Here is a 19,404-nt window from a genome sequence, read left to right as displayed (position 1 = left end):
TCACTTATTATCAAAAGAATAATTCAGCTAATGCATCTTCTCTATACTGATTAATTTTTTCTGTTAAGTCGTCAGCAATATCATGAGCGTTTACATCACCATTCATAATTGCAGCCTCAACATCACCGTATTCTCCACCAAAGTACACTTCATCCAAGAATGTTTGGAATCCAGCTTCTGAAGCTCCTCCTAACGGAATTGGTTCTTTTGCACGCTCTAGGAAATCAGTGTAGTACTGAGATTCTGGAAGTAATGCTCTCAGTTCACTCCAAATTTCTTCATTGTTGATTAATGGTAAGCCGTCTGGATGTGCGAATAGTAATGAGCCATCTTCATTTTCCAATGTTTTAAATGCCTCAATTTTTGTTTCCCAACCTTCTTGACCCCAACCAAAGAATTTCAATAATTCATAGGCTTCACGTGGATGCTCTGTAGCAGATGAGAATGACCCAAAGTCAATAAACGCTGGTTTATGCAATGTTTTTGCATTATCTCCTTTTGGCACAACATATGGAACCCATTTCATCCCTTTTTCTACGAACTCAGGCTGTGAAAATAGCCCAACTGTCCACCATGCATCTAATTGCATTGCTAAACGGCCTGAATTTGCTGCCCATAGTAAGCGGTCGCCAAAAGCTGCTTCAGCCTCATCCGTATCGAATAGAGGGGCATGTACACCACTTCTCACTAATTCACCATGAAGAGTTGTTGCCTCTGCCCAATCCTTTGTTAGATCATACTTCTCCCCGTCCCAACCGAATTCTCCATTACCATCCGTGTTAACGATTGGTGCCATCGTGACTAATTTTGTAAATGCATTGTAGCCATAAATTCCTTGCTCTGGAACAGTCATTTCTTTCATTAAATCAATCATTTCGCTGTATGTCCAATCAGCTGAAGGCATATCTACGTTCATCTTATTAAATAGATTTTCATCTAAAAAGATTGTATAGGGTAGATAAGCTACTGGTGCTGCCATTTTTCTTTCACCATCAAAATAACCAGTACCTTTGATTGTCGATAAAACATTTTCAGACTCAGGATCATTTTCAAAGTACTCCGTCATATCACCTAACCAGCTATTTCGAATGGCAATGTCTACATTCCCCATATACCAAAATACATCAGGTAATTCACCTGTACTCGCTAGGTTTGTTAAGTGGTCGTTCCAGCCTTCTTGTTCTAACTGTACAAGCTCAACTGTAATATTGGGATACTTCTCCATAAATTTATTGGCTAACTCCTGATTAAGGTTACCATTAGCCCAAGATGCATACGTCAATGTAATATCTTCCGTTGTCATCGGTTCTAGTGATAGTTCTTTCTCAGCTTCTTCAGTACCTTTGTCACCTTCTATTTCTCCTGCTGCTGGAGGCGTTTCATCATTCGAGCAACCAACGACCATCAATAACATTAACAATAATGCAAAAGCAAGACCTGCAAGTGATTTCCGATTCATCTTATTTCCCCCTTTATAATGAAAAATTTATATCACGGTGATTATTCACCAGTAATACCACTTTTGTCGACACTTTCAACAAAGTATCTCTGCAAGAAAAAGTACACAATGAGTAATGGTAAAATACTAATGACCGTTCCTGCCATTTTAATACCTTCATTAATTTTATTCGGACTATTTGCAGTAACAGGGTACATCGCTTCATAATTCTGTTCAAATTGCTGTAGCTGCAATAAGATTGTTGTGATATCTGTTGAACGACTCGTTAAGTAAAGAGTCGTTAAATAGGTTTCATTCCAATACCAAACAAACGAGAATAAGAAGGATACGATAAAGGCTGGGACTGCCATTGGAATCGCAATCTTGAAGAATATGGTCAATTGGTTTGCCCCATCTACTTCCGCTGCCTCGTATAATGTTTCCGGTGTTTGTTTGAAAAACTGATAGAAAATCAATATAAAGATTGTACTATTTAATCCTTGTCCTAACAGGGCTGGTACTATAAAAGCATTTATAGATCCCGTTAACTCTAAAGCGCTTAGCAGTCGATACATCGGCATCATCAAAATTTGTGGCGGAATGATGAAGCTGAAGATCATTAGTCCAAAGAATAACTTCTTCAACGGAAAATGATATCTAGCAAAGCCAAATCCAACTAAGGAGGCAACCGCTACCTGGCAAATCGTCGGGAGTAGCGCTAGTAATAAACTCCCTTTAAACGCCTCTTTAATGTTCATCACAGAGTAAGCCTGTGCGTAATTACTCGTATAGATAGTAGAAGGTATCCACTTAATCGACATATCAAGCAAATCTTCTAATGATTTAATACTCGTTACAAACATATGCAGCATTGGATATAAGTACACGAAACCAATACTAATGAGCAGAGTGTATGTAAGTAGTTTTAAAACAAATCCTCTTCTATCATTAAAACCAAAGAGAAATCGAGATACCTTTCCTTTGACCATCCCAAATTTCTCTTTGTTGCTTAGGGCGGAATTTTTCATTTCTGAAGAGAAACGTTTTGATTTTTGCAATGACATGGTATGCCTCCTTTCTATAGTTTTCTTCTCTTAGGCTCTTTTTCTCGGAAAATCAAGAAAATAACAATCAATAAGATAGTCGTCACAATGGCATACATCCAGGCCATTGCAGAGGCAAAACCGTAGCCTCTCGTTGCCGAAAACATATTGGTGTAAATTAAGTTAATGATTGGATTCTGATTACTATTGGCCAATGCCACAAGCGTATAAATTAAATTGATCAAAATAATGGGCTTGATAGTTGGTAATGTGATTTTCCAAAAACATTCCCAGCCAGACCCGCCATCAATTTTCGCAGCCTCATATAGCTGCGGATCAATTTTTTGTAACACGGCAAGAAAGAGCAGAATTTGTACGCCTGAGTTCCATAAAATGATGATGATTTGATTGAATAACTCAGCAATCACTTGCGCAATCCACATCGGTAGAAACTGGCGTAATGTTGACAGTATAACCTCTTGGTCAGCAAGCGGAACAGTTGCTGCGCCTTGACCAATTAGCTGATCAATGACAGGACCGCTCGCTATAATAACCGGTAAAAAGAAAATCGTTCTAAAAGCACCTTTAAATTTAACCTTTTCATTTAAAAGCATGGCAATGATCAAGGCAAATACGACGATAACAGGTACTCTTAGTATCGAATTCGCAAGAAATTGCAATAATTCCTGAATGAAAAACATATCCTTTAGCCAGACATCCAAGTAATTCGTAAATCCAACAAATTTAAATTTTAATCCAACAGGCGTTATCCTCATATTATTTAAGCTAAAATAAAAAGATTGGATTAACGGCCATAGTACTAGTAATAAAAATCCTAGTAGCCATGGCATGATGAATAAATAACCGTAAATCGTTTTTCTTTTTATTCTCAATGGTCTTGCACCACCTTATAAGACAAGCCTTGAATGGTTAGTCCGTCTACTTGGACATCTTGTTGCTGATAGTTGACATAAATGATTACACCATTGTCATAGGTTACTTTCGTGACGCCATTTGAACGATGATAATCTTGAATCATAGAACCTGCTGTTTGCTCGTAAACTTGCTGTAATTCCGCATAGTAAGCTTGAATCATCTCATCATATCGATCGTATTTCGAACTATAAATATGTGATGAGTTCGTATACAGTAATTTTGATGGATCTTCATAGGTGATATAGAAGGATGGATTCAATCCTTGTTCTACTAACTGCAAGAAAAATTCTTGTTGGTTTGCCTGGAAATTGATGTATTCCGAGTAAAGTGGAACAATCCCTCTTAGCGTTAATGCTAAAAATGGAATCTCCTCATCTGTAAAGACGTAATTAGATGATTTCATCGGCAGGTCAATTACCTTATTGGTATAATCCCATAGATACGAAAATGGCTGCTCTAATAATAAATTAAAGTTGTCATGATAATCCGCTACAATGGATTCATAGTATTCTTTTGTCTTAATGCGATCGAATTCTTTACTCCCCTCACTGTAGGAAAAGAGCTCATTTGAAATGCCACTAATCATAATATTATCTATGGCGTTATCCTTATATTCTTTTTTCATCTTCTCCATAATATCCATAGAGGATTGAGGATTTAAGTAATTAAAGGAACGATAAACCTTACCATAAACATTCTCATTATACGCTTGCTTATTATATTTTTTCATAATTTTATATTTCGTATTACCATGTTCCTCCGGATTCAATCTCAATGCATCGTGATTCAGATACATGTCGATATTTCGGTCCTCTGTTTCCTGCATTAGCTCCTGCATCGACATACCATCATTTAATTTCGATTCTGTTTTAAAGGATCGAACGGGTAAACTGGCATAATTCCCACCATCTTGCCATCCCTTATAAATGGACAATATATTGTGTACACCATTATCTTGCAAACCTTTGAAAATTTCACTCGCCTGTTCAAATGTAGTCATCGGAATATCTTTCTTAAAGACCAAGCCTTTTTCGATTTCTGAACCTAGCAAATCCACTCGTACTTTGAATTCATTGTCCTTTTTAGTAATCAATTCATTGTCCAATAGGTAGGATCGATATTTCTCAGCTAAACCTACATAATCAGCCTTCTCTTCAGCCACAAAATCATAGCGTACTTTAACATCAAACTGATTCATATCCTTTTGGCGTACAACCATCGTACCTGAACTCTTACTCGTTGGTTGGTTATAGATTTGACGATAAATAAACTTCGCCGAAATCCAGTTATATGGGAGGATGGCTCCACTTGGATATGCTTCAATCTTCGCACTAAATTGACCTTCTTCAATAATTCCTAAATAGCCCATTGCTACATCTGTTTGTACCATGCCGAACACTGGTGCTAAAATACGTTCTGGTTTATTGAAGGGATTCATGCGATTAAATAAGGATAAGACATAGGAATCATCAACTCCTACATTTGCACCGTAAACCATTTCCGAATAGGGTTGTTTATATTTACCATCATTATCCTTCAAACGAATCAAAGCCCCTGAACCATCCGGTATGAACATATAGCCATCCCGATCAGCAAGCTTCGAATAACCTAAGAATGGATAGACATATACCCCGGCTACTTTGTACTTACTACTAGCCTCCGTAATTTTATCTTGTGGAATTTCCACTTTAAATCCTTCTTCTGTCAAGATAACTTGAACTTCGTAAGCAATTTCGAGCTCAGGGTAACTGATCGTTGCCACAAAGCCATCTGCTGTATAGGTTATTTTCTTGTCAGGATTTCCTGAATACATATCTGCGCGGTAAACAACAATATTGGTACCGACAAGATACTCTAGGACAATGGATGATCTCATAAAGTTCGTCCATTCCTCATTACTTTTCACCGGTTCATCTACTGTTGAATACATAACAGCGCCCGTTTTTTTATTTCTCATAATGAGGGATAGGTTTTCTTCCTTCATGTACATTTCATATTGGTCATTCGCCACAATAAAGCGGTGACCATCAATTTCTTGTTGGGTTGTCTCGTAAAATCCCACCCTATTTTCTGATGTTTTATCATCTTTGGCTAATTGTTCCGGTGCAGCTACTTCAGGCTGAATGGCACCTTCACTAGACTCACCTTCAGCTTCCGCCTTTTCTTCGACTACCGGTGCAGGTGCTTTTGGCGAACCAACTATTTTTTTTGAGTCATTTCCCGTAAACAAATAGATCATTACAGCCACTACTAAGACTATAAAAAGGATGGGTTTGATAACGGTTTTAATATTAACCATTTTCAATTCGATACACCCCCTCATTGAATATTGACACCACAAATGATATCAATTGCGAAACTAATACATAAACGATAAAGATCAGCAAGACAGCAATTAAGATTGTAAATAGTGTTAGCAAAATGATTTTAATCGTTTCTTTTACTGAATAATCATTGATATCTTTAATCATAATCACAAGTAAGATTGCTACCCACACATAAATAATAACGTTTGTCAGACTTAGTAAGTAAGCCTCGTTAAATGTTAGGAAATTACTTGCGACAATGACAAACGGCTTGATGATGAAATAAGGAGCAAATGAATAGATAAACCCGCTATAAATATGTCTAAAACGCCCTTCACCATCATTGATTGTACAAATAAGGTAGTTAGAAACAATGACTAGCAGCAGGACTCCAAATACTAGGGAAAAATCAGCACCTAGTGCAAACTTACCTTCTTCTATCGTGCCAAAAATGAAACCTGAATAGTACTTGTCTAATACATAGATGATAAAGAACAAAAACATTAAAATTGTCGATGATAGAATACTCGTCTTGTTTTCATATTTTATACTGTAAAAGCTATCGAGTGGGTGACGTATAAAGTTCTTCACAAAGGCAAGATCTTTCAACAATTTAAGATTATACTTTTTATCAATTTTCTTTTTAAATCCAGACCATAATTGAACCTTTTTTTCGATTCTACTTACTACTTTTTTAATAATAAATAATGCAATAATTATAAATAGTAAGGTAATAATATTTTCACGCATCCATGTATTACGAAGCTCCCAATAGGAATCGGAATAACCCGACTTATATTTCGCTAATCTAAATGACGCCAATGCTTCTACGTAGTTTTCATCTTTGAAATACGCTTCACCAAGCCCTAGATTCGCAAAATCAAATAAACTATTGAGCTTAATAACTTCTTGCCACGGCTCTTTACTAGCTTCATAGTCCCCATTCTGGTAAAGCATCAATGCTTTATGGACTAAACTAGCAAATTCTGTAGGCTCGAAAACTTGAATTTGTTTTTTCTCGGAATCTAATGCAAAAATAGCGTCATTGTCGTCTAATGCAATCGCTGAAATTTTATTAAAAAGACCGACACGCTGCCTTCCATCATCTTGTCCTCCAAAGACAAACAGCAAGTTTCCTTCACTCGTGTACTCATAGATAAAACCATTTTCACCTGCGACAAAGACATTCTCTAATGACCCCACATCAATCGATACAGGAAACGGGTCAAAAAGAGCTGTTCCGAAAATATTTTTACCTGCCATATTCAATTTTCGGATGGCTTCCACTTTTTCACCTTGAGAAACGGTATAAACTAGACCTTTATCATCAAGGTTAAGATTCTTTGCTGTCGCAGGAATCGTATCAATCATTTTGCTAAGCTGTTCATCTGTAAAAATGGCTTTCCTAAACACTGTAAGTGGTGTAACCATCGTCTTATTCGGCGCAAAATAACCGATAAACTCTCCGTTATTGGCATTAATTTGAATAATACCATTTGAATTCCCACGAGAAATAATGTAAATATTTTCGCGTCGATCGACTGCAATTTTCTCTGGGACAAAGTTCGCTTTTTCACCAAATAGCACGCTATCCGGTTTACCGAATTCTGCTAATAACTCCCCTGCCAACGAGAAGACAAATACTTTTGCTGCTGTCTCGTCCACTACATATAACTTGTTATCTTCCGATAAAAAAATACCATTTGGTTTCTTTAATACATCTTCTCCGATAATCCGGATAAGATTCCCTTGCTTATCACCGACTAAAATACGGTGATTTCCAGTATCAGAGACATAGAGTAGCTGATCATCACCAATGGCTAGATCAGATGGCTGTGAAAAAAGCTCGTCACCAAATTTCACTATGGTATTGGAAACTGTATAGGCAGATTGCGTTTCCACATAATTCCCATAGCCATCTTCTGTAAATGTCTTATATGCTGTACTTGCAAATATCACATTTTGATTGATTAAAAAGAACAGCATAAAGCTAATCAAAAATGATATAGACCTTTTCTTACCCAACATTTTTACACCTACTTTAACCCTGAATGTGACATCGTGTTCATAACACTACTTTGTAAAATAATAAATAAAATTAAGTTTGGAATAAACATAATAAGAGAGGCAACAGCTGCCATACCTTGTCCAACGACAACATTCGTATTGACTGCAAGTGTATTCATAAAGAATGCTAACGTTCGCATATTCTCACTTGTTGTAAATAATGTTGATGTTTCTACGTCATTCCATACGACTTGGAACACTAAAATAGCCGCTGTTGCCAGCGCTGGTTTAATCAGCGGCAAAATGATTTTCCAATAGATTTGAAAATCATTGGCCCCATCAACAATGGCCGCTTCAATTAAGGCATCCGGAATTTGATCAATAAACTGTTTGATCAAAAACAGTCCTACCGGCATGGCGAGCAATGGCAATATATGTGCAAAAAATGTATCATCAATTCCTAAAAATGAAATCGTTAAAAATCTAGGAATCGTCACAGCAATCGGTACAAACATCAATGCAACGTTATTAATTTCAAAAATAGCTTTTTTTCCTCTAAATTGCTTTTTCGATAAAACGAAGCCTGCCATCGATGAAATAATAATAGAAAAGAACACAACAGCTACCGTGACAATTAAACTGTTCAATACATATCTACTTAAAGGAATTCCTGACGTATTCGCCAAGTCAAACAGATTCCTAAAGTTATCAAATGTAGGTGCATTAACGAAAAATCGCGGTGGAAATGCAAATAGTTCGTCTAATGGTTTAAAAGCATGATTGATGATAAATATAATCGGTAGCATCATGAACAATGCAAAGGGTATTAAAAATACGTAAAACTTAATTTGACTTCTGTTGAATTTCTTTGGATTATTACCGCTAACTTTTAAGGCCATAGAATCGTTCCTTTCTTAGGATTCGCTAAACAGCTTTTTCGAAATATAAGAAAACAAGAAAATAATCAGCAATAATACAACTGAAAGCGCTGCTGCATAACCCATTTCAAATCGAATGAATCCATAGTCTTCAATATGGTTAACAATGAGTTGTCCGGCATAAGAAGGCGTGGGATTCGATCCAGTCAGTGCCACACCAATTACTCCGGTGGAAAAAGTACCGACAATTGCCATGACTGCCCCAAACAACATTTGTGGTTTCATCGATGGAATCGTAATGTAAAATAGCTCTTGGAAGCGATTTCGAATACCGTCAATAGCTCCCGCCTCATAAAGTGTTTCATCTACGTTTAAAACACCCGCGAGCATCGCTAAAAATCCAACGCCCATACTTCCCCATAGAGCTACAATAATCATAATGATCATGATAAATCTCGTATCTTGTAAAAAGATAAGTGGTTCTGTGAGAATTCCCAATTTCATCAATAGACTATTGACGTAACCTGCCTGATTACCACTAAACAGGACTTTCCAGACCACAACCATCGCTACACCTGATGTCATGGATGGCGAGTAGAAAATCAATGCCAATATCATTCGTGGTACTCTTGTTAATTGAGATAAGCTCCAAGCAAGCAGGAAGGATAATATATATCCTCCCGGCCCTACAATTACTGCGAACAATACAGTGTTAGGCAAGACATATTGCATAAATATTTCATCCTGCGTTAACAAGTTTAAGTAGTTCAAAAATCCGATAAAGCCTGGTGTTTCGATAGTGTTAAAGTTCGTAAATGATAGGTAGATTGCCATAACTATCGGGATGATGATAAATACTGTAAATAATAATATATATGGAAGCAAAAAGAGATATGGATTCTTTTTGTCTTTTTGCATACACTTGACCCTCCGTTACTCGTTAGTAAACTCTGGACTTGGATAAGGCTCGATCATCTCACCGTTTTTCATGTAGCCAAATTCCTCCAACTTCCTAAAAGTTTCACGATTGATACGTTTACTCGCCAAGTCAATGGCCGTTCTAAAGTTTTCTCCATCTAACACGATGGAGTTATAGGCATTACTAATTTCCCTTTCAAGCATGTAACTTCCTGGGACCCTAGGTACTTCTGTCACCCACTCTGTTTGCTCTAAAATCACATTTTTATGATTCGTAGCCCAAGGTAAGCCTTCAAAAGCTTCTATATTTGCAGTGTTCCAAATATATTCTTTTCCATATGTCGTTTGAAGATTATTACCAAATGCAATTTGGACATCTGTGCTAGACCACCATTTCAAGAACTCCCATGCTTCTTCTTTTTTTGCAGAATCCTCGAAAATGATATTACTTTCTGCCCCGCCCGCAGACCATCTCTCAATCTCACCTTCTTCATTTTCGATACCAGGCATTAAAGCGATATCCCATGAATTCGCAATTTCTGGTGCTGCATTTAAAGTCATGTTATACATGAAATAATCTGATATGCCGATCGGCAATGATGTATCTCTAAATTGCTGATAAAAGCTAGGCACTTCATAAGGCATATTGTAAATCGTAAATAACTCCGTCAGTTGGCGCATCCCTTCAATGGATGCTTCTTCATTTAACGTCGTTCGGCCAATCGTGTCCCCATAAAAATGACCACCATTTTGATAAATAATCGGCATTGTACTGGCAAAGGTTTTTAGACCCGGCATGCCTGCTGTTGGATAAAAGAAGTTCATTCCTTTGCGCTGTAACTCTGGTAGATAAGATTTTACTTGTTCGAGCGTTTCAGGAACAGGTAAGCCTAGTGAATCTAAGATGTCCTTGCGGTAAAATAATACCCAGAAATTCATCGTATCTGGCAATGCAAAAATACCATCTTTCACTGTCGCAGGGACATGTAGGCCTTCTGGGAACCTTTTCTGAACTTCATCAAAATCAGCGAATTCTGTTAGATCTTGTAATGCTCCTCTGATAGCGATTTCGAAAGGAAGTGCATAATTAACTCCCACTGCTACGTCTGGTGCATCTCCTGAAGCATTCGACAAAATCAGCTTATTTTCATCCGGCATAAGCGAAATATCAACTTGAATACCTGTTGTTGGTGTAAACTGTTCGTCAATCAGCTGTTGAATGATTTCAATATATTGTCTTGGTCTGTTCACCCAAACTTGTAGATGATCCGGATTGACATTATCAATTGCGTAATCCTGCTCACCAAATGATTTCGTCAATCGTTCCACTTTAGCCAGCTGCTTTTTCATGAATCCTTTGTTTTGCGGAATATCTTCAGCATCTTGATAGAAATATAACTTATCAATCGCTAATCCGTTATTAATAATTTCTTGAAGTAAATTACCTAAATGTGCAGTAATTGAGTTTGTTCCTGTCGATAATTCATTTTTTCTGACAATTAACTTATCCACATTTTTAGAAAGACCTTTCAATTGTTTCTCAGCTATAGTCAGTGATGAAAACGCCCCTATTTCTGCTACATTTGGATTATACTTTTTAACCCCTTCATACAAATCTCTAATTTCAATTGTCCAAGTTTCCAATTGCTTGGTGACACCCGGTATATATTTTTCTACATCAATGTCACGGTTACGGTCAATACTAGGGCCCGCCAATTTAGTTAGTTCTAATGATAATGTTTGAATTTCTTTCGTTAACTGTTCTACCTTTTCAATCGTTGACTTGATGTGATCCAAACTGATCGTCAAACCAATTGTATGTTTACCTCTTTCTAGGTAAATCGGGATATCCTTATCCCTTTCAGCATCACGGATTGTCATATGTGTAAACTCAGACGTGTAGTCAAATGGATAATTTTGATATTGTTTAAAAGGAATATCACCATCAATCGTCATATTAACGAATACCGGGAAATCGATTTTAGCACTTTGTCGGTAATTCATCCCTAAATAGTAGTAACCAGCCTTTGCTACTTCAAATTCATATTCGACCGTGTGACCTGGTTTTTTAAACGAATCGCTATCTAAATAATTCAATACTCGTTTCCCAGCACTATATGGAGTTAAATCAACATTATAGAGTGAACTCGCTCGGATAGAGGAATCATTTTTATATGTACTATTTTCTCCTTCTATCACTATAAATTCATGGCCTTCTACCTGACCCTCCGGATAATCAACTAGCTCATCTGCCGAAGTAAGAACGATAGACTGGATTAAGATATTTCCTTCGATTGTACGAAGAGTAATGTCATTATCACCTTTTTGTAGCTCGATATAAAAAGGCTCGCTACTTCGGTAACTTGCATCGCTTATGAATTTTTCTTGCCACTCTTGCACCTTGCTTGGTTGTGGAACAATCTCATTGCCATACTTATCTTTCGGTGTTTCGTCAGGTACCTGCCATCTACTTTCAAAGAGCAGGTTTCTTAATTCGTAAAAAGGAAATTGTCCATTGACCTTCATTTCAAGCTGCGTAGGTAAAATGTTGTCTCCCTCTGTCGAATACTGCAAACCAATAATATAAGATGCCGTTTCTGGAGCTTGGATTGTAATGCTCGCTTCCTCATTTTGCTTGATTCGTAGGGCAGTTTTCTCAACAATAGTAGTTAGTAAAGCTGTATCCGTCATCCAGTTTTCAGATTTATCTAAAACTACATCGTCCCCCTGATAGGGCTTACCTTTATGTTCTTGTATGTATGCACTGTACTTACTTTCAAGAATAGAGGCTTCACCTTCTACAACGGTATTTCCTTTCGTCTCACCTTTTTGATTTTGCGCATGAATAGCTGGATTTGGATGTTGGAAAAGGGCTAACGCTAACACAATGCCGACGATTCCTATTTTCTTTATATTCATCGTGCTCAAAATATCACCTCCGAATTTTTAATTAGTTCATTTTTAATGGACGCTTCTTAATACTGCACAATAAACACTTTTAGTTAAAGCGCTTTCACATAGAATAAAAGTAAACATTTCAACTTTATTACTTTTTACAGAGGCTCATCAGAACCCAGAGATGTACGTATCCGAATGAAATAACTATCATCCAACTCGTACGTACGTCGTATTGTTTTAAATTATAATAGTTATTTTATTGATTGTCAATGGTATTTGGTGCTTATTATCTTAATAGATTCACTATTCGTGACTTTCCTCATATATACTAGGTTATTTCAACAGATTCATTCATTATATGCATTGTTTATTTATTCGTATATAGCCAAAACCGAACGTACGAGTACACCACGTCACCTCGAACAATCTACAATCCCTATTTACGTTTTCTTCTCACATACACTATAACAGTGATAACCAACCCAAGGACGATGAGGCCTACTAGTACATAATTTGCGTTAACCACTTTAGATAATACATCTGCTTCCTTAGACACTTCAGCTTTATCGGTATCTGATTCTTCACCCTTCAGTCGAAAAGTTGCACGTTCGTTATCTTGAGCTACGGTCATCGTCGCTAATGTCAATTGATTATTCGCATCATGATACAAATACAACTCATCGCCATACGCTTGATAAGAAGATGCTGTTTTATCGGCTAAACCTGGGATAACTCGAAAGGTTGCCGCTTCTTTAAAGCTATCTGTTCCATCGTGCTTAGCCATTACAAGTTGTTCGTCTTTTCTTTTCATATAAAAACCAGGCCGAGTATCCGATTGAAAGGATATATATGCTTCATCGTAATCCGCCAATCCAGGAACGACATGCCATTTAAAATTCGAGTCATCCTTCTTAATAGCTGCTATTTGAAGACCCATTCCCATATGGCGCACATAATGATCCGTATTGCTATAAGTTTGGAGTAAATAACTATCATCACTGATACCAGATGCAGTTGGTACTATTTTTTGAATGGTTCCATTCGGGTTATAAACCATTTTCTCAATTGAAGTCGCCCGTCTAAACTCGCCTCCAGTAGGTAATGCAGCTGAATGATAGATAAAATACCACTGCTCTTCAAACTGAATAATTGCCGGATGACTCGTTGAACTTCCCGGCAGCTTATCCATCAACTTACCCTTATACGTCCAAGGACCTGCTGGATTGTCACTCATCGCATAACCAAGCTCTTCCGGATAATTCAAGGCATAAGTCAAGTAATACAGCCCATCACGTTCATGCAACCAAGGTGCTTCTGTAAAGCCAACGGGCATATTAGCGATTTCCACACGCCGAATCTCACTATCTAGTTCAATCATATTGTCTTTCAATTTCACATAATACAGATGCGTATTTCCCCAATAGAGATAAGCTTGATCATCTTTATCAACAAAAACAGTCGGATCAATATCATCCCATGGCACCGTCCCCATGTATTCGGGATTCGCTGTCATGCTAGGTGCAATAAGCGGACCTCCGAGCGCATCTCTAAATCCCTTCACCGGATGCTCCGATTGCGCCACACCGATTGAATAGCCAGGGTCAGCTGGATCACCATTAAAAACAGTCACATACCAGTAAAATTGTCCATCTCTTTCAACCACTTGAGAAGCCCAAGCACTATCCCTTTGCGCCCATTTAAATGCCGTCCGTGGCAAATGCCCTTCTAACTTCCAGTTCACAAGGTCTTCAGATGAATGTATATTCCATTCTCTCATCACAAAGGTGTTGCCACTAGGTCTTGCTTCATCGTGACCCGTATACAAATAAACCTTACCATCATGCACCAATGCCGCTGGGTCAGCAGAGAAACGATCTTTAATAACAGGATTATCCGCATAGACACTTATCGAAAGTGACATAAACGCACACAATACCGCTAGAAAAACCGTGATTTTCTTTTTCATATTCTCCTCCTACTAAAAGAGCTATTTAACCGTTCGCACGCCTTGTGTTTCTCTGTACAAAAAACACAGGGGCATAGTAAAATATAACCCTGTGTTTTTACAATTAAATCAATTCTATTGCTAGCGGCTCATTATCAGAAAATAGCTCCGGATTACTGTTCAACATATCCGTTATATAGTGTGTTAACTTCACAGTATCGCAAACAAGTACGGTAGCATCGCCAAGTTTTCCATACTGAATGGCTCCTTTGCTCGCTAACAACTCCTCAACCTTCCAGTAGTGCGCCGACCAGTCTAAACCATGGTGCCTTCGAGATGGTACAGATATTTCCGTTCCATCTGGTAGCACAGTAAATAATTGCTCATGAGCATCTGTCATTCGATTCGGTATATCCAGCCATTCCTCTATCCCGTGGATAAATGTATTGCGTCGTAAATCAACACCGACTAACAATATCTTTGCTTCACGGTCTAACAATTTGCCCCATGAAGATCCTCGTGCGCAAGGAGTGTCAAACTTTTCATTATCAGCCGTAAACGATAATGCATCTCCCCCTAGTGCGGCCACTGAATGCGTGGGGTGTAGTGAGCGAATCACATGTGGGCGCTGTCTAAATTTCTCAGTTAATATGCCGATATGTGAAGGCGAGCTATCCACATAAAATTTCGGATTATCCTTGTTAATATCTTTCCATGTATGCGTTGGGAAAACGAGTAGCCCCTTTGCCATAAAGGTCGACAATGCATCCAGCACTGCATCCGCACCATCTTCTACATGCCCAATACTTTTCATTGACGAATGAACAATGATTGTTCCATTCTGATCAATATCCATTTCTTCAAGCTGTTTGATTAAACTAGCTGTCGTATGCATAGTAAAATGTCCTCCTTAAACATACATGTTCCTCATAATAACTTACTGCCAAACTGCTGCGCCCAACTTCAATTGACTTCTCAACTGTCTGACATTCGTATCTTTATCAATCACAACACATTCAATATTAGCCATATCCGCAAACTCATATAATTGTTCTACAGTCACGTTTAATGAAAATACCGTGTGGTGTGCTCCTCCCGCATAAATCCATGATTCAGTTGCTTCAGCAAGCGAAGGTTCCGGTTTCCATAATACTTTCGCCACAGGTAAATTAGGTGTTTCTTCCATCGTATGTTGGGCTTGTACAGCGTTGACAACGAGACGATATCTACCACCTAATTCGATAAGCGAAGCAACAACTGCACTTCCACCTTGTCCATCAAATACGAGACGAGCTGGATCCTCTTTACCGCCAATCCCAAGAGGCTGAACAACAATCCGAGGCTTCGTTGCTGCGATTGTCGGGCAAATTTCTAGCATATGTGAACCTAATACCATTTCATTTTCGGGCTCCAAGTGGTACGTATAATCTTCCATAAACGAAGTCCCTTCGTTATTGGCAATGACTTTCATCATGCGTAACAAGGCTGCCGTTCTCCAGTCCCCTTCTCCCGCAAAACCATAGCCTTCCGCCATTAAACGTTGAGCCGCGAGTCCTGGTAGCTGTTTCATGCCATGCAGATCCTCAAAATTGGTTGTAAATGCATTATAATTACGGGCTGATAAAAACGACTTTAATCCTAATTCAATACGGGCTTGTTCCAAGATAGAGTCTCTGACAGCACCTGGCTCACTTGCTTCCACAGGCAGTTCATACAACGTCTCATACTCTTTATACAAATTGGCAATGGCATCATCTGATACTGTCGCCATTTCTGCGACTAGATCACCAATACCATAATAATCTACTGTCCAGCCAAACTTAATCTGCGCTTCTACTTTGTCACCATCCGTCACAGCAACATTACGCATATTATCACCAAAGCGCGCCACTCTAATATTCGTACCCTCTGTCACAGCAACTGCCGTGTTCATCCAGCTAGCCACTTTCTCTGTCACATCTTTATTTGACCAATGACCGACGACTACTTTACGCGAAATGTTCATACGTGTGCCGATAAAACCATATTCACGATCTCCGTGTGCAGATTGATTAGTATTCATAAAGTCCATATCAATCGCTTGCCACGGAATATCTCGATTAAACTGCGTATTCAAATGGAGTAACGGCTTTTGCAAAGCAGCAAGGCCAGCAATCCACATTTTCGCTGGAGAAAATGTATGCATCCATGTAATAACACCGGCACAGTTTTCATCACTATTCGCTTCTAACATTACTTTCCGGATATCATTGGCATTCGTTAAAATTGTTTTAAACACGATATTGTATGGAAGATTTCCATTGGCATTCAGTTGATTAGTAATTTCTTTTGAGTTATTCTCTACTTCCAGTAATGTTTCTTCACCATAAAGGTTCTGACTTCCTGTTAAAAACCAAAATTCATAAGGTTTAATTGCTAGCATCATTATTCCTCCAATTAGTAGATTACTTTACTTCAGATCGAATGGCACGCAGTCGCTTCATGACATCATTTTCTCCACGACCAAAATACTCATGCAAAATCGAATACTCTTGATAGATTTTTTCATAAACAGCTACGTTTTCTGGAATCGGCGTAATGACCTCATCTTTAATTCGCGCCATTTTCTTAGTTGCATCTAATATAGAATCAAATCCACCATTCGCCGCACCTGCAGCAACTGCACCGAACATCGCCGCTCCTAACGCTGGCGTTTGGAAAGAGTCTGCCACTTTAATCACACGGTTCGTAACATCCGCATAGATTTGCATTAACAACTGATTTTTATGAGGCAATCCCCCACAAACATATAGCTCATCGACAGCTAATCCACTCTTCGTAAAAGCATCGACAATTTTACGCGTTCCAAATGCCGTTGCTTCTAATAACGTTCGGTAAATCTCTTCTGGTTTTGTTTGCAACGTCATTCCGAGAAGTAGCCCGCTTAAATCAGTATCTACTAATGTAGAGCGATTGCCATTCCACCAATCTAGTGCTAACAATCCAGTTTCACCCGGTTGATAGGCAGCTGCTTTTTTCTCTAGCAACTGATGAATATTGAGCCCCTGTTCTGCCGCTTCTTGTTCTGCAGAAGCTGGGACAGCATGATTGACATACCACTCAAAAATATCTCCAACTGCCGACTGACCCGCCTCATAGCCATAAAAACCTGGAATAATGCCATCTTCAACGACTCCGCACATCCCCTCTACTTCCTTCTCTTCTTCGCCTAACAACAAAGAACAAATAGAAGTACCCATCGTCATCACAAGTTTTCCTGGCTCAGCTACACCCATCGCTGGGACAGACACATGGGCATCAACATTCCCAACGGATACAGCTATTCCCGCATTCAATCCAGTTATTTTAGCCATCCCTTCTGTCAGTTCACCAGCTTTTGTTCCAATGGAAACAACTTCACCGCGAAGCTTCGTATCCGTTAGATTTTCTAAACGAGGATCGAGTGCTTTAAAGAACTCTTTACTTGGATAGCCATCTTTTTTATGCCAGATTGATTTATAACCTGCCGTACAGCTATTACGCACTAAATTGCCCGTCAATTTTGACGTTACCCAGTCGGTCGCTTCAACAAAGCGATCTGTTTGCTCATAAATTTCTGGTGCTTCATTTAAGATTTGCCAAATTTTTGCGATCATCCACTCTGAAGAAATCTTGCCGCCATACCTTTGTAAAAAGGCTTCTCCTCTTTGTTCTGCAATCTCATTCAATTTGTTAGCTTCATCTTGCGCCGCATGGTGTTTCCATAGCTTTAACCAACTATGCGGATTGTCTTTTAATGCTGGGTTATTCGATAAAGGTTCACCTTGTTCATCAATCGGCAGCATTGTACACGCTGTAAAATCGATACCTAGTCCAACGATATCATCTGGATTGACGCCCGATTGTTGTAAGACAGCTGGAATGGAGTTCTCTAACACCTCAAGATAGTCTTGCGGATGTTGTAAAGCCCATTCATAGCCCAATTGAATATCCGTACCTGGCAGCTTTTCATCTATTACACTATGGCGATAAGGTGTAACATGGTCAGCAATTTCTTGTCCATTTTCTAATGAAACAAGAACCGCACGACCAGATTGTGTACCATAATCGACTCCAATTGCATACTTTTCAGTCATTTGTAAGCCTCCTTAGCTCTTTTGTCCGTAATAAGCTTTCGCTCCATGCTTGCGAAGATAATGTTTATCCAACAATGTTTGGTCCATATCAGGTGTGTCTGGATTCAATTGGTACATCTGTAAAGCCATTTTAGCGACTTCTTCCAATACAACCGCATTATGTACCGCCTCCTCAGGGTCTTTCCCCCAGGAAAAAGGTGCATGACTATGAACAAGTACACTCGGTATTTCGTTTGGATCGATGTCTGTAAACGTTTCAATAATGACATTGCCCGTCTCATGCTCGTAGGCACCATTGATTTCATCTTCAGTCATTGTTCGTGTACAAGGTATCGTTCCGTAAAAGTAATCTGCATGCGTTGTCCCTAATGCAGGTAGACCTCTTCCTGCTTGCGCCCAACTTGTTGACCAAGGTGCGTGAGTATGAACAACACCACCGATATCAGGAAAGTTTTTATATAAGACAATATGGGTAGGTGTATCAGATGAAGGTTTTAACTTACCTTCCACTACATTTCCGTCAAAATCCACAACAACCATATCCTCTTTTGTCAACTCATCATAAGGCACGCCACTCGGTTTAATGACAATCAGTTTGTCCTCCCTACTGATACCGCTTACATTGCCCCATGTAAACGTAACTAAATGGTGTTTCGGCAATGCTAAATTCGCATCTAGCACCTGTTGTTTCAACTCTTCCAACATATTTACTCCCACCTCTCGCAAACAAAGATATACGTACATGTTATTGTACCTGTTTTTATATTAATACAAAACGTACGTACAATCAATAGAATTATGTTTTTTTCATAAATAAACAGTGTGAAGGTTCTTTTAAAAGACTTTTCCGTTCCTACTCATCGGTAGATCAAACAGTGCACGAAACAACTTCACCTAATCTACAAACAAAAAAACATCTC

13 protein-coding genes are annotated in these 19,404 nt (G+C 38.6%); all 13 read right to left on the bottom strand.

Annotated features, from left to right (window positions below; all coding sequences use genetic code 11):
* Window positions 1-10: 10 nt before the first annotated feature.
* The 13 genes from N1I80_RS09625 to araD all read right to left on the bottom strand — a co-directional run bounded on the left by N1I80_RS09625 (window position 11) and on the right by araD (window position 19,189).
* The gene (locus N1I80_RS09625; protein ID WP_340737663.1) at window positions 11-1,459 is read right to left on the bottom strand and encodes an ABC transporter substrate-binding protein; all 1,449 of its coding nucleotides are present in this window, start codon (window positions 1,457-1,459) and stop codon (window positions 11-13) included.
* A 41-nt stretch (window positions 1,460-1,500) separates the two neighbouring features.
* Window positions 1,501-2,502, bottom strand: a complete 1,002-nt coding sequence (locus N1I80_RS09620) for a carbohydrate ABC transporter permease (RefSeq protein ID WP_340737662.1) — start codon at window positions 2,500-2,502, stop codon at window positions 1,501-1,503.
* 14 nt (window positions 2,503-2,516) lie between these two features.
* Window positions 2,517-3,374 (bottom strand): carbohydrate ABC transporter permease, encoded by an 858-nt coding sequence (locus N1I80_RS09615; protein ID WP_340737661.1) that lies wholly within the window; start codon window positions 3,372-3,374, stop codon window positions 2,517-2,519.
* Entirely contained in the window at window positions 3,371-5,716 is a 2,346-nt protein-coding gene (locus N1I80_RS09610) for a DUF5696 domain-containing protein (protein ID WP_340740012.1), read from the bottom strand. The genes N1I80_RS09615 and N1I80_RS09610 overlap by 4 nt, the downstream gene beginning before the upstream one ends.
* Complete coding sequence (locus N1I80_RS09605; RefSeq protein ID WP_340737660.1) at window positions 5,709-7,751, bottom strand: YIP1 family protein; 2,043 nt, start codon at window positions 7,749-7,751, stop codon at window positions 5,709-5,711. Before N1I80_RS09605 ends, N1I80_RS09610 begins: the two co-directional genes overlap by 8 nt.
* Window positions 7,752-7,759: 8 nt before the next feature.
* Entirely contained in the window at window positions 7,760-8,629 is an 870-nt protein-coding gene (locus N1I80_RS09600) for a carbohydrate ABC transporter permease (RefSeq protein WP_340737659.1), read from the bottom strand.
* A 15-nt stretch (window positions 8,630-8,644) separates the two neighbouring features.
* Complete coding sequence (locus N1I80_RS09595; RefSeq protein WP_340737658.1) at window positions 8,645-9,526, bottom strand: carbohydrate ABC transporter permease; 882 nt, start codon at window positions 9,524-9,526, stop codon at window positions 8,645-8,647.
* 15 nt (window positions 9,527-9,541) lie between these two features.
* Entirely contained in the window at window positions 9,542-12,445 is a 2,904-nt protein-coding gene (locus tag N1I80_RS09590) for an extracellular solute-binding protein (protein WP_340740011.1), read from the bottom strand.
* Window positions 12,446-12,860: 415 nt separating this feature from the next.
* Window positions 12,861-14,390 (bottom strand): family 43 glycosylhydrolase, encoded by a 1,530-nt coding sequence (locus N1I80_RS09585; protein ID WP_340737657.1) that lies wholly within the window; start codon window positions 14,388-14,390, stop codon window positions 12,861-12,863.
* A 103-nt stretch (window positions 14,391-14,493) separates the two neighbouring features.
* Window positions 14,494-15,264, bottom strand: coding sequence for an AAC(3) family N-acetyltransferase (locus tag N1I80_RS09580; protein WP_340737656.1), 771 nt, complete (start codon window positions 15,262-15,264; stop codon window positions 14,494-14,496).
* Window positions 15,265-15,306: 42 nt separating this feature from the next.
* Complete coding sequence (araA, locus tag N1I80_RS09575) at window positions 15,307-16,791, bottom strand: L-arabinose isomerase (protein ID WP_340737655.1); 1,485 nt, start codon at window positions 16,789-16,791, stop codon at window positions 15,307-15,309.
* A 22-nt stretch (window positions 16,792-16,813) separates the two neighbouring features.
* The gene (locus N1I80_RS09570; protein ID WP_340737654.1) at window positions 16,814-18,484 is read right to left on the bottom strand and encodes a ribulokinase; all 1,671 of its coding nucleotides are present in this window, start codon (window positions 18,482-18,484) and stop codon (window positions 16,814-16,816) included.
* A 12-nt stretch (window positions 18,485-18,496) separates the two neighbouring features.
* The gene (araD, locus tag N1I80_RS09565; protein WP_340737653.1) at window positions 18,497-19,189 is read right to left on the bottom strand and encodes an L-ribulose-5-phosphate 4-epimerase; all 693 of its coding nucleotides are present in this window, start codon (window positions 19,187-19,189) and stop codon (window positions 18,497-18,499) included.
* Window positions 19,190-19,404 lie beyond the last annotated feature (215 nt).

The sequence above is a fragment of the Sporosarcina sp. FSL K6-3457 genome (assembly GCF_038007285.1).
Lineage (GTDB): Bacteria > Bacillota > Bacilli > Bacillales_A > Planococcaceae > Sporosarcina.
This window is presented reverse-complemented; position numbering and strand designations above follow the sequence as displayed.

Excerpts from the sequence above, each read along its gene's own strand:
- araD (WP_340737653.1), bottom strand. The coding sequence starts at position 19,189 with ATGTTGGAAGAGTTGAAACAACAGGTGCTAGATGCGAATTTAGCATTG.
- N1I80_RS09585 (WP_340737657.1), bottom strand. The coding sequence starts at position 14,390 with ATGAAAAAGAAAATCACGGTTTTTCTAGCGGTATTGTGTGCGTTTATG.
- N1I80_RS09580 (WP_340737656.1), bottom strand. The coding sequence starts at position 15,264 with ATGCATACGACAGCTAGTTTAATCAAACAGCTTGAAGAAATGGATATT.
- N1I80_RS09600 (WP_340737659.1), bottom strand. The coding sequence starts at position 8,629 with ATGGCCTTAAAAGTTAGCGGTAATAATCCAAAGAAATTCAACAGAAGT.
- araA (WP_340737655.1), bottom strand. The coding sequence starts at position 16,791 with ATGCTAGCAATTAAACCTTATGAATTTTGGTTTTTAACAGGAAGTCAG.
- N1I80_RS09605 (WP_340737660.1), bottom strand. The coding sequence starts at position 7,751 with ATGTTGGGTAAGAAAAGGTCTATATCATTTTTGATTAGCTTTATGCTG.
- N1I80_RS09570 (WP_340737654.1), bottom strand. The coding sequence starts at position 18,484 with ATGACTGAAAAGTATGCAATTGGAGTCGATTATGGTACACAATCTGGT.
- N1I80_RS09625 (WP_340737663.1), bottom strand. The coding sequence starts at position 1,459 with ATGAATCGGAAATCACTTGCAGGTCTTGCTTTTGCATTATTGTTAATG.
- N1I80_RS09620 (WP_340737662.1), bottom strand. The coding sequence starts at position 2,502 with ATGTCATTGCAAAAATCAAAACGTTTCTCTTCAGAAATGAAAAATTCC.
- N1I80_RS09590 (WP_340740011.1), bottom strand. The coding sequence starts at position 12,445 with ATGAATATAAAGAAAATAGGAATCGTCGGCATTGTGTTAGCGTTAGCC.
- N1I80_RS09595 (WP_340737658.1), bottom strand. The coding sequence starts at position 9,526 with ATGCAAAAAGACAAAAAGAATCCATATCTCTTTTTGCTTCCATATATA.
- N1I80_RS09610 (WP_340740012.1), bottom strand. The coding sequence starts at position 5,716 with ATGGTTAATATTAAAACCGTTATCAAACCCATCCTTTTTATAGTCTTA.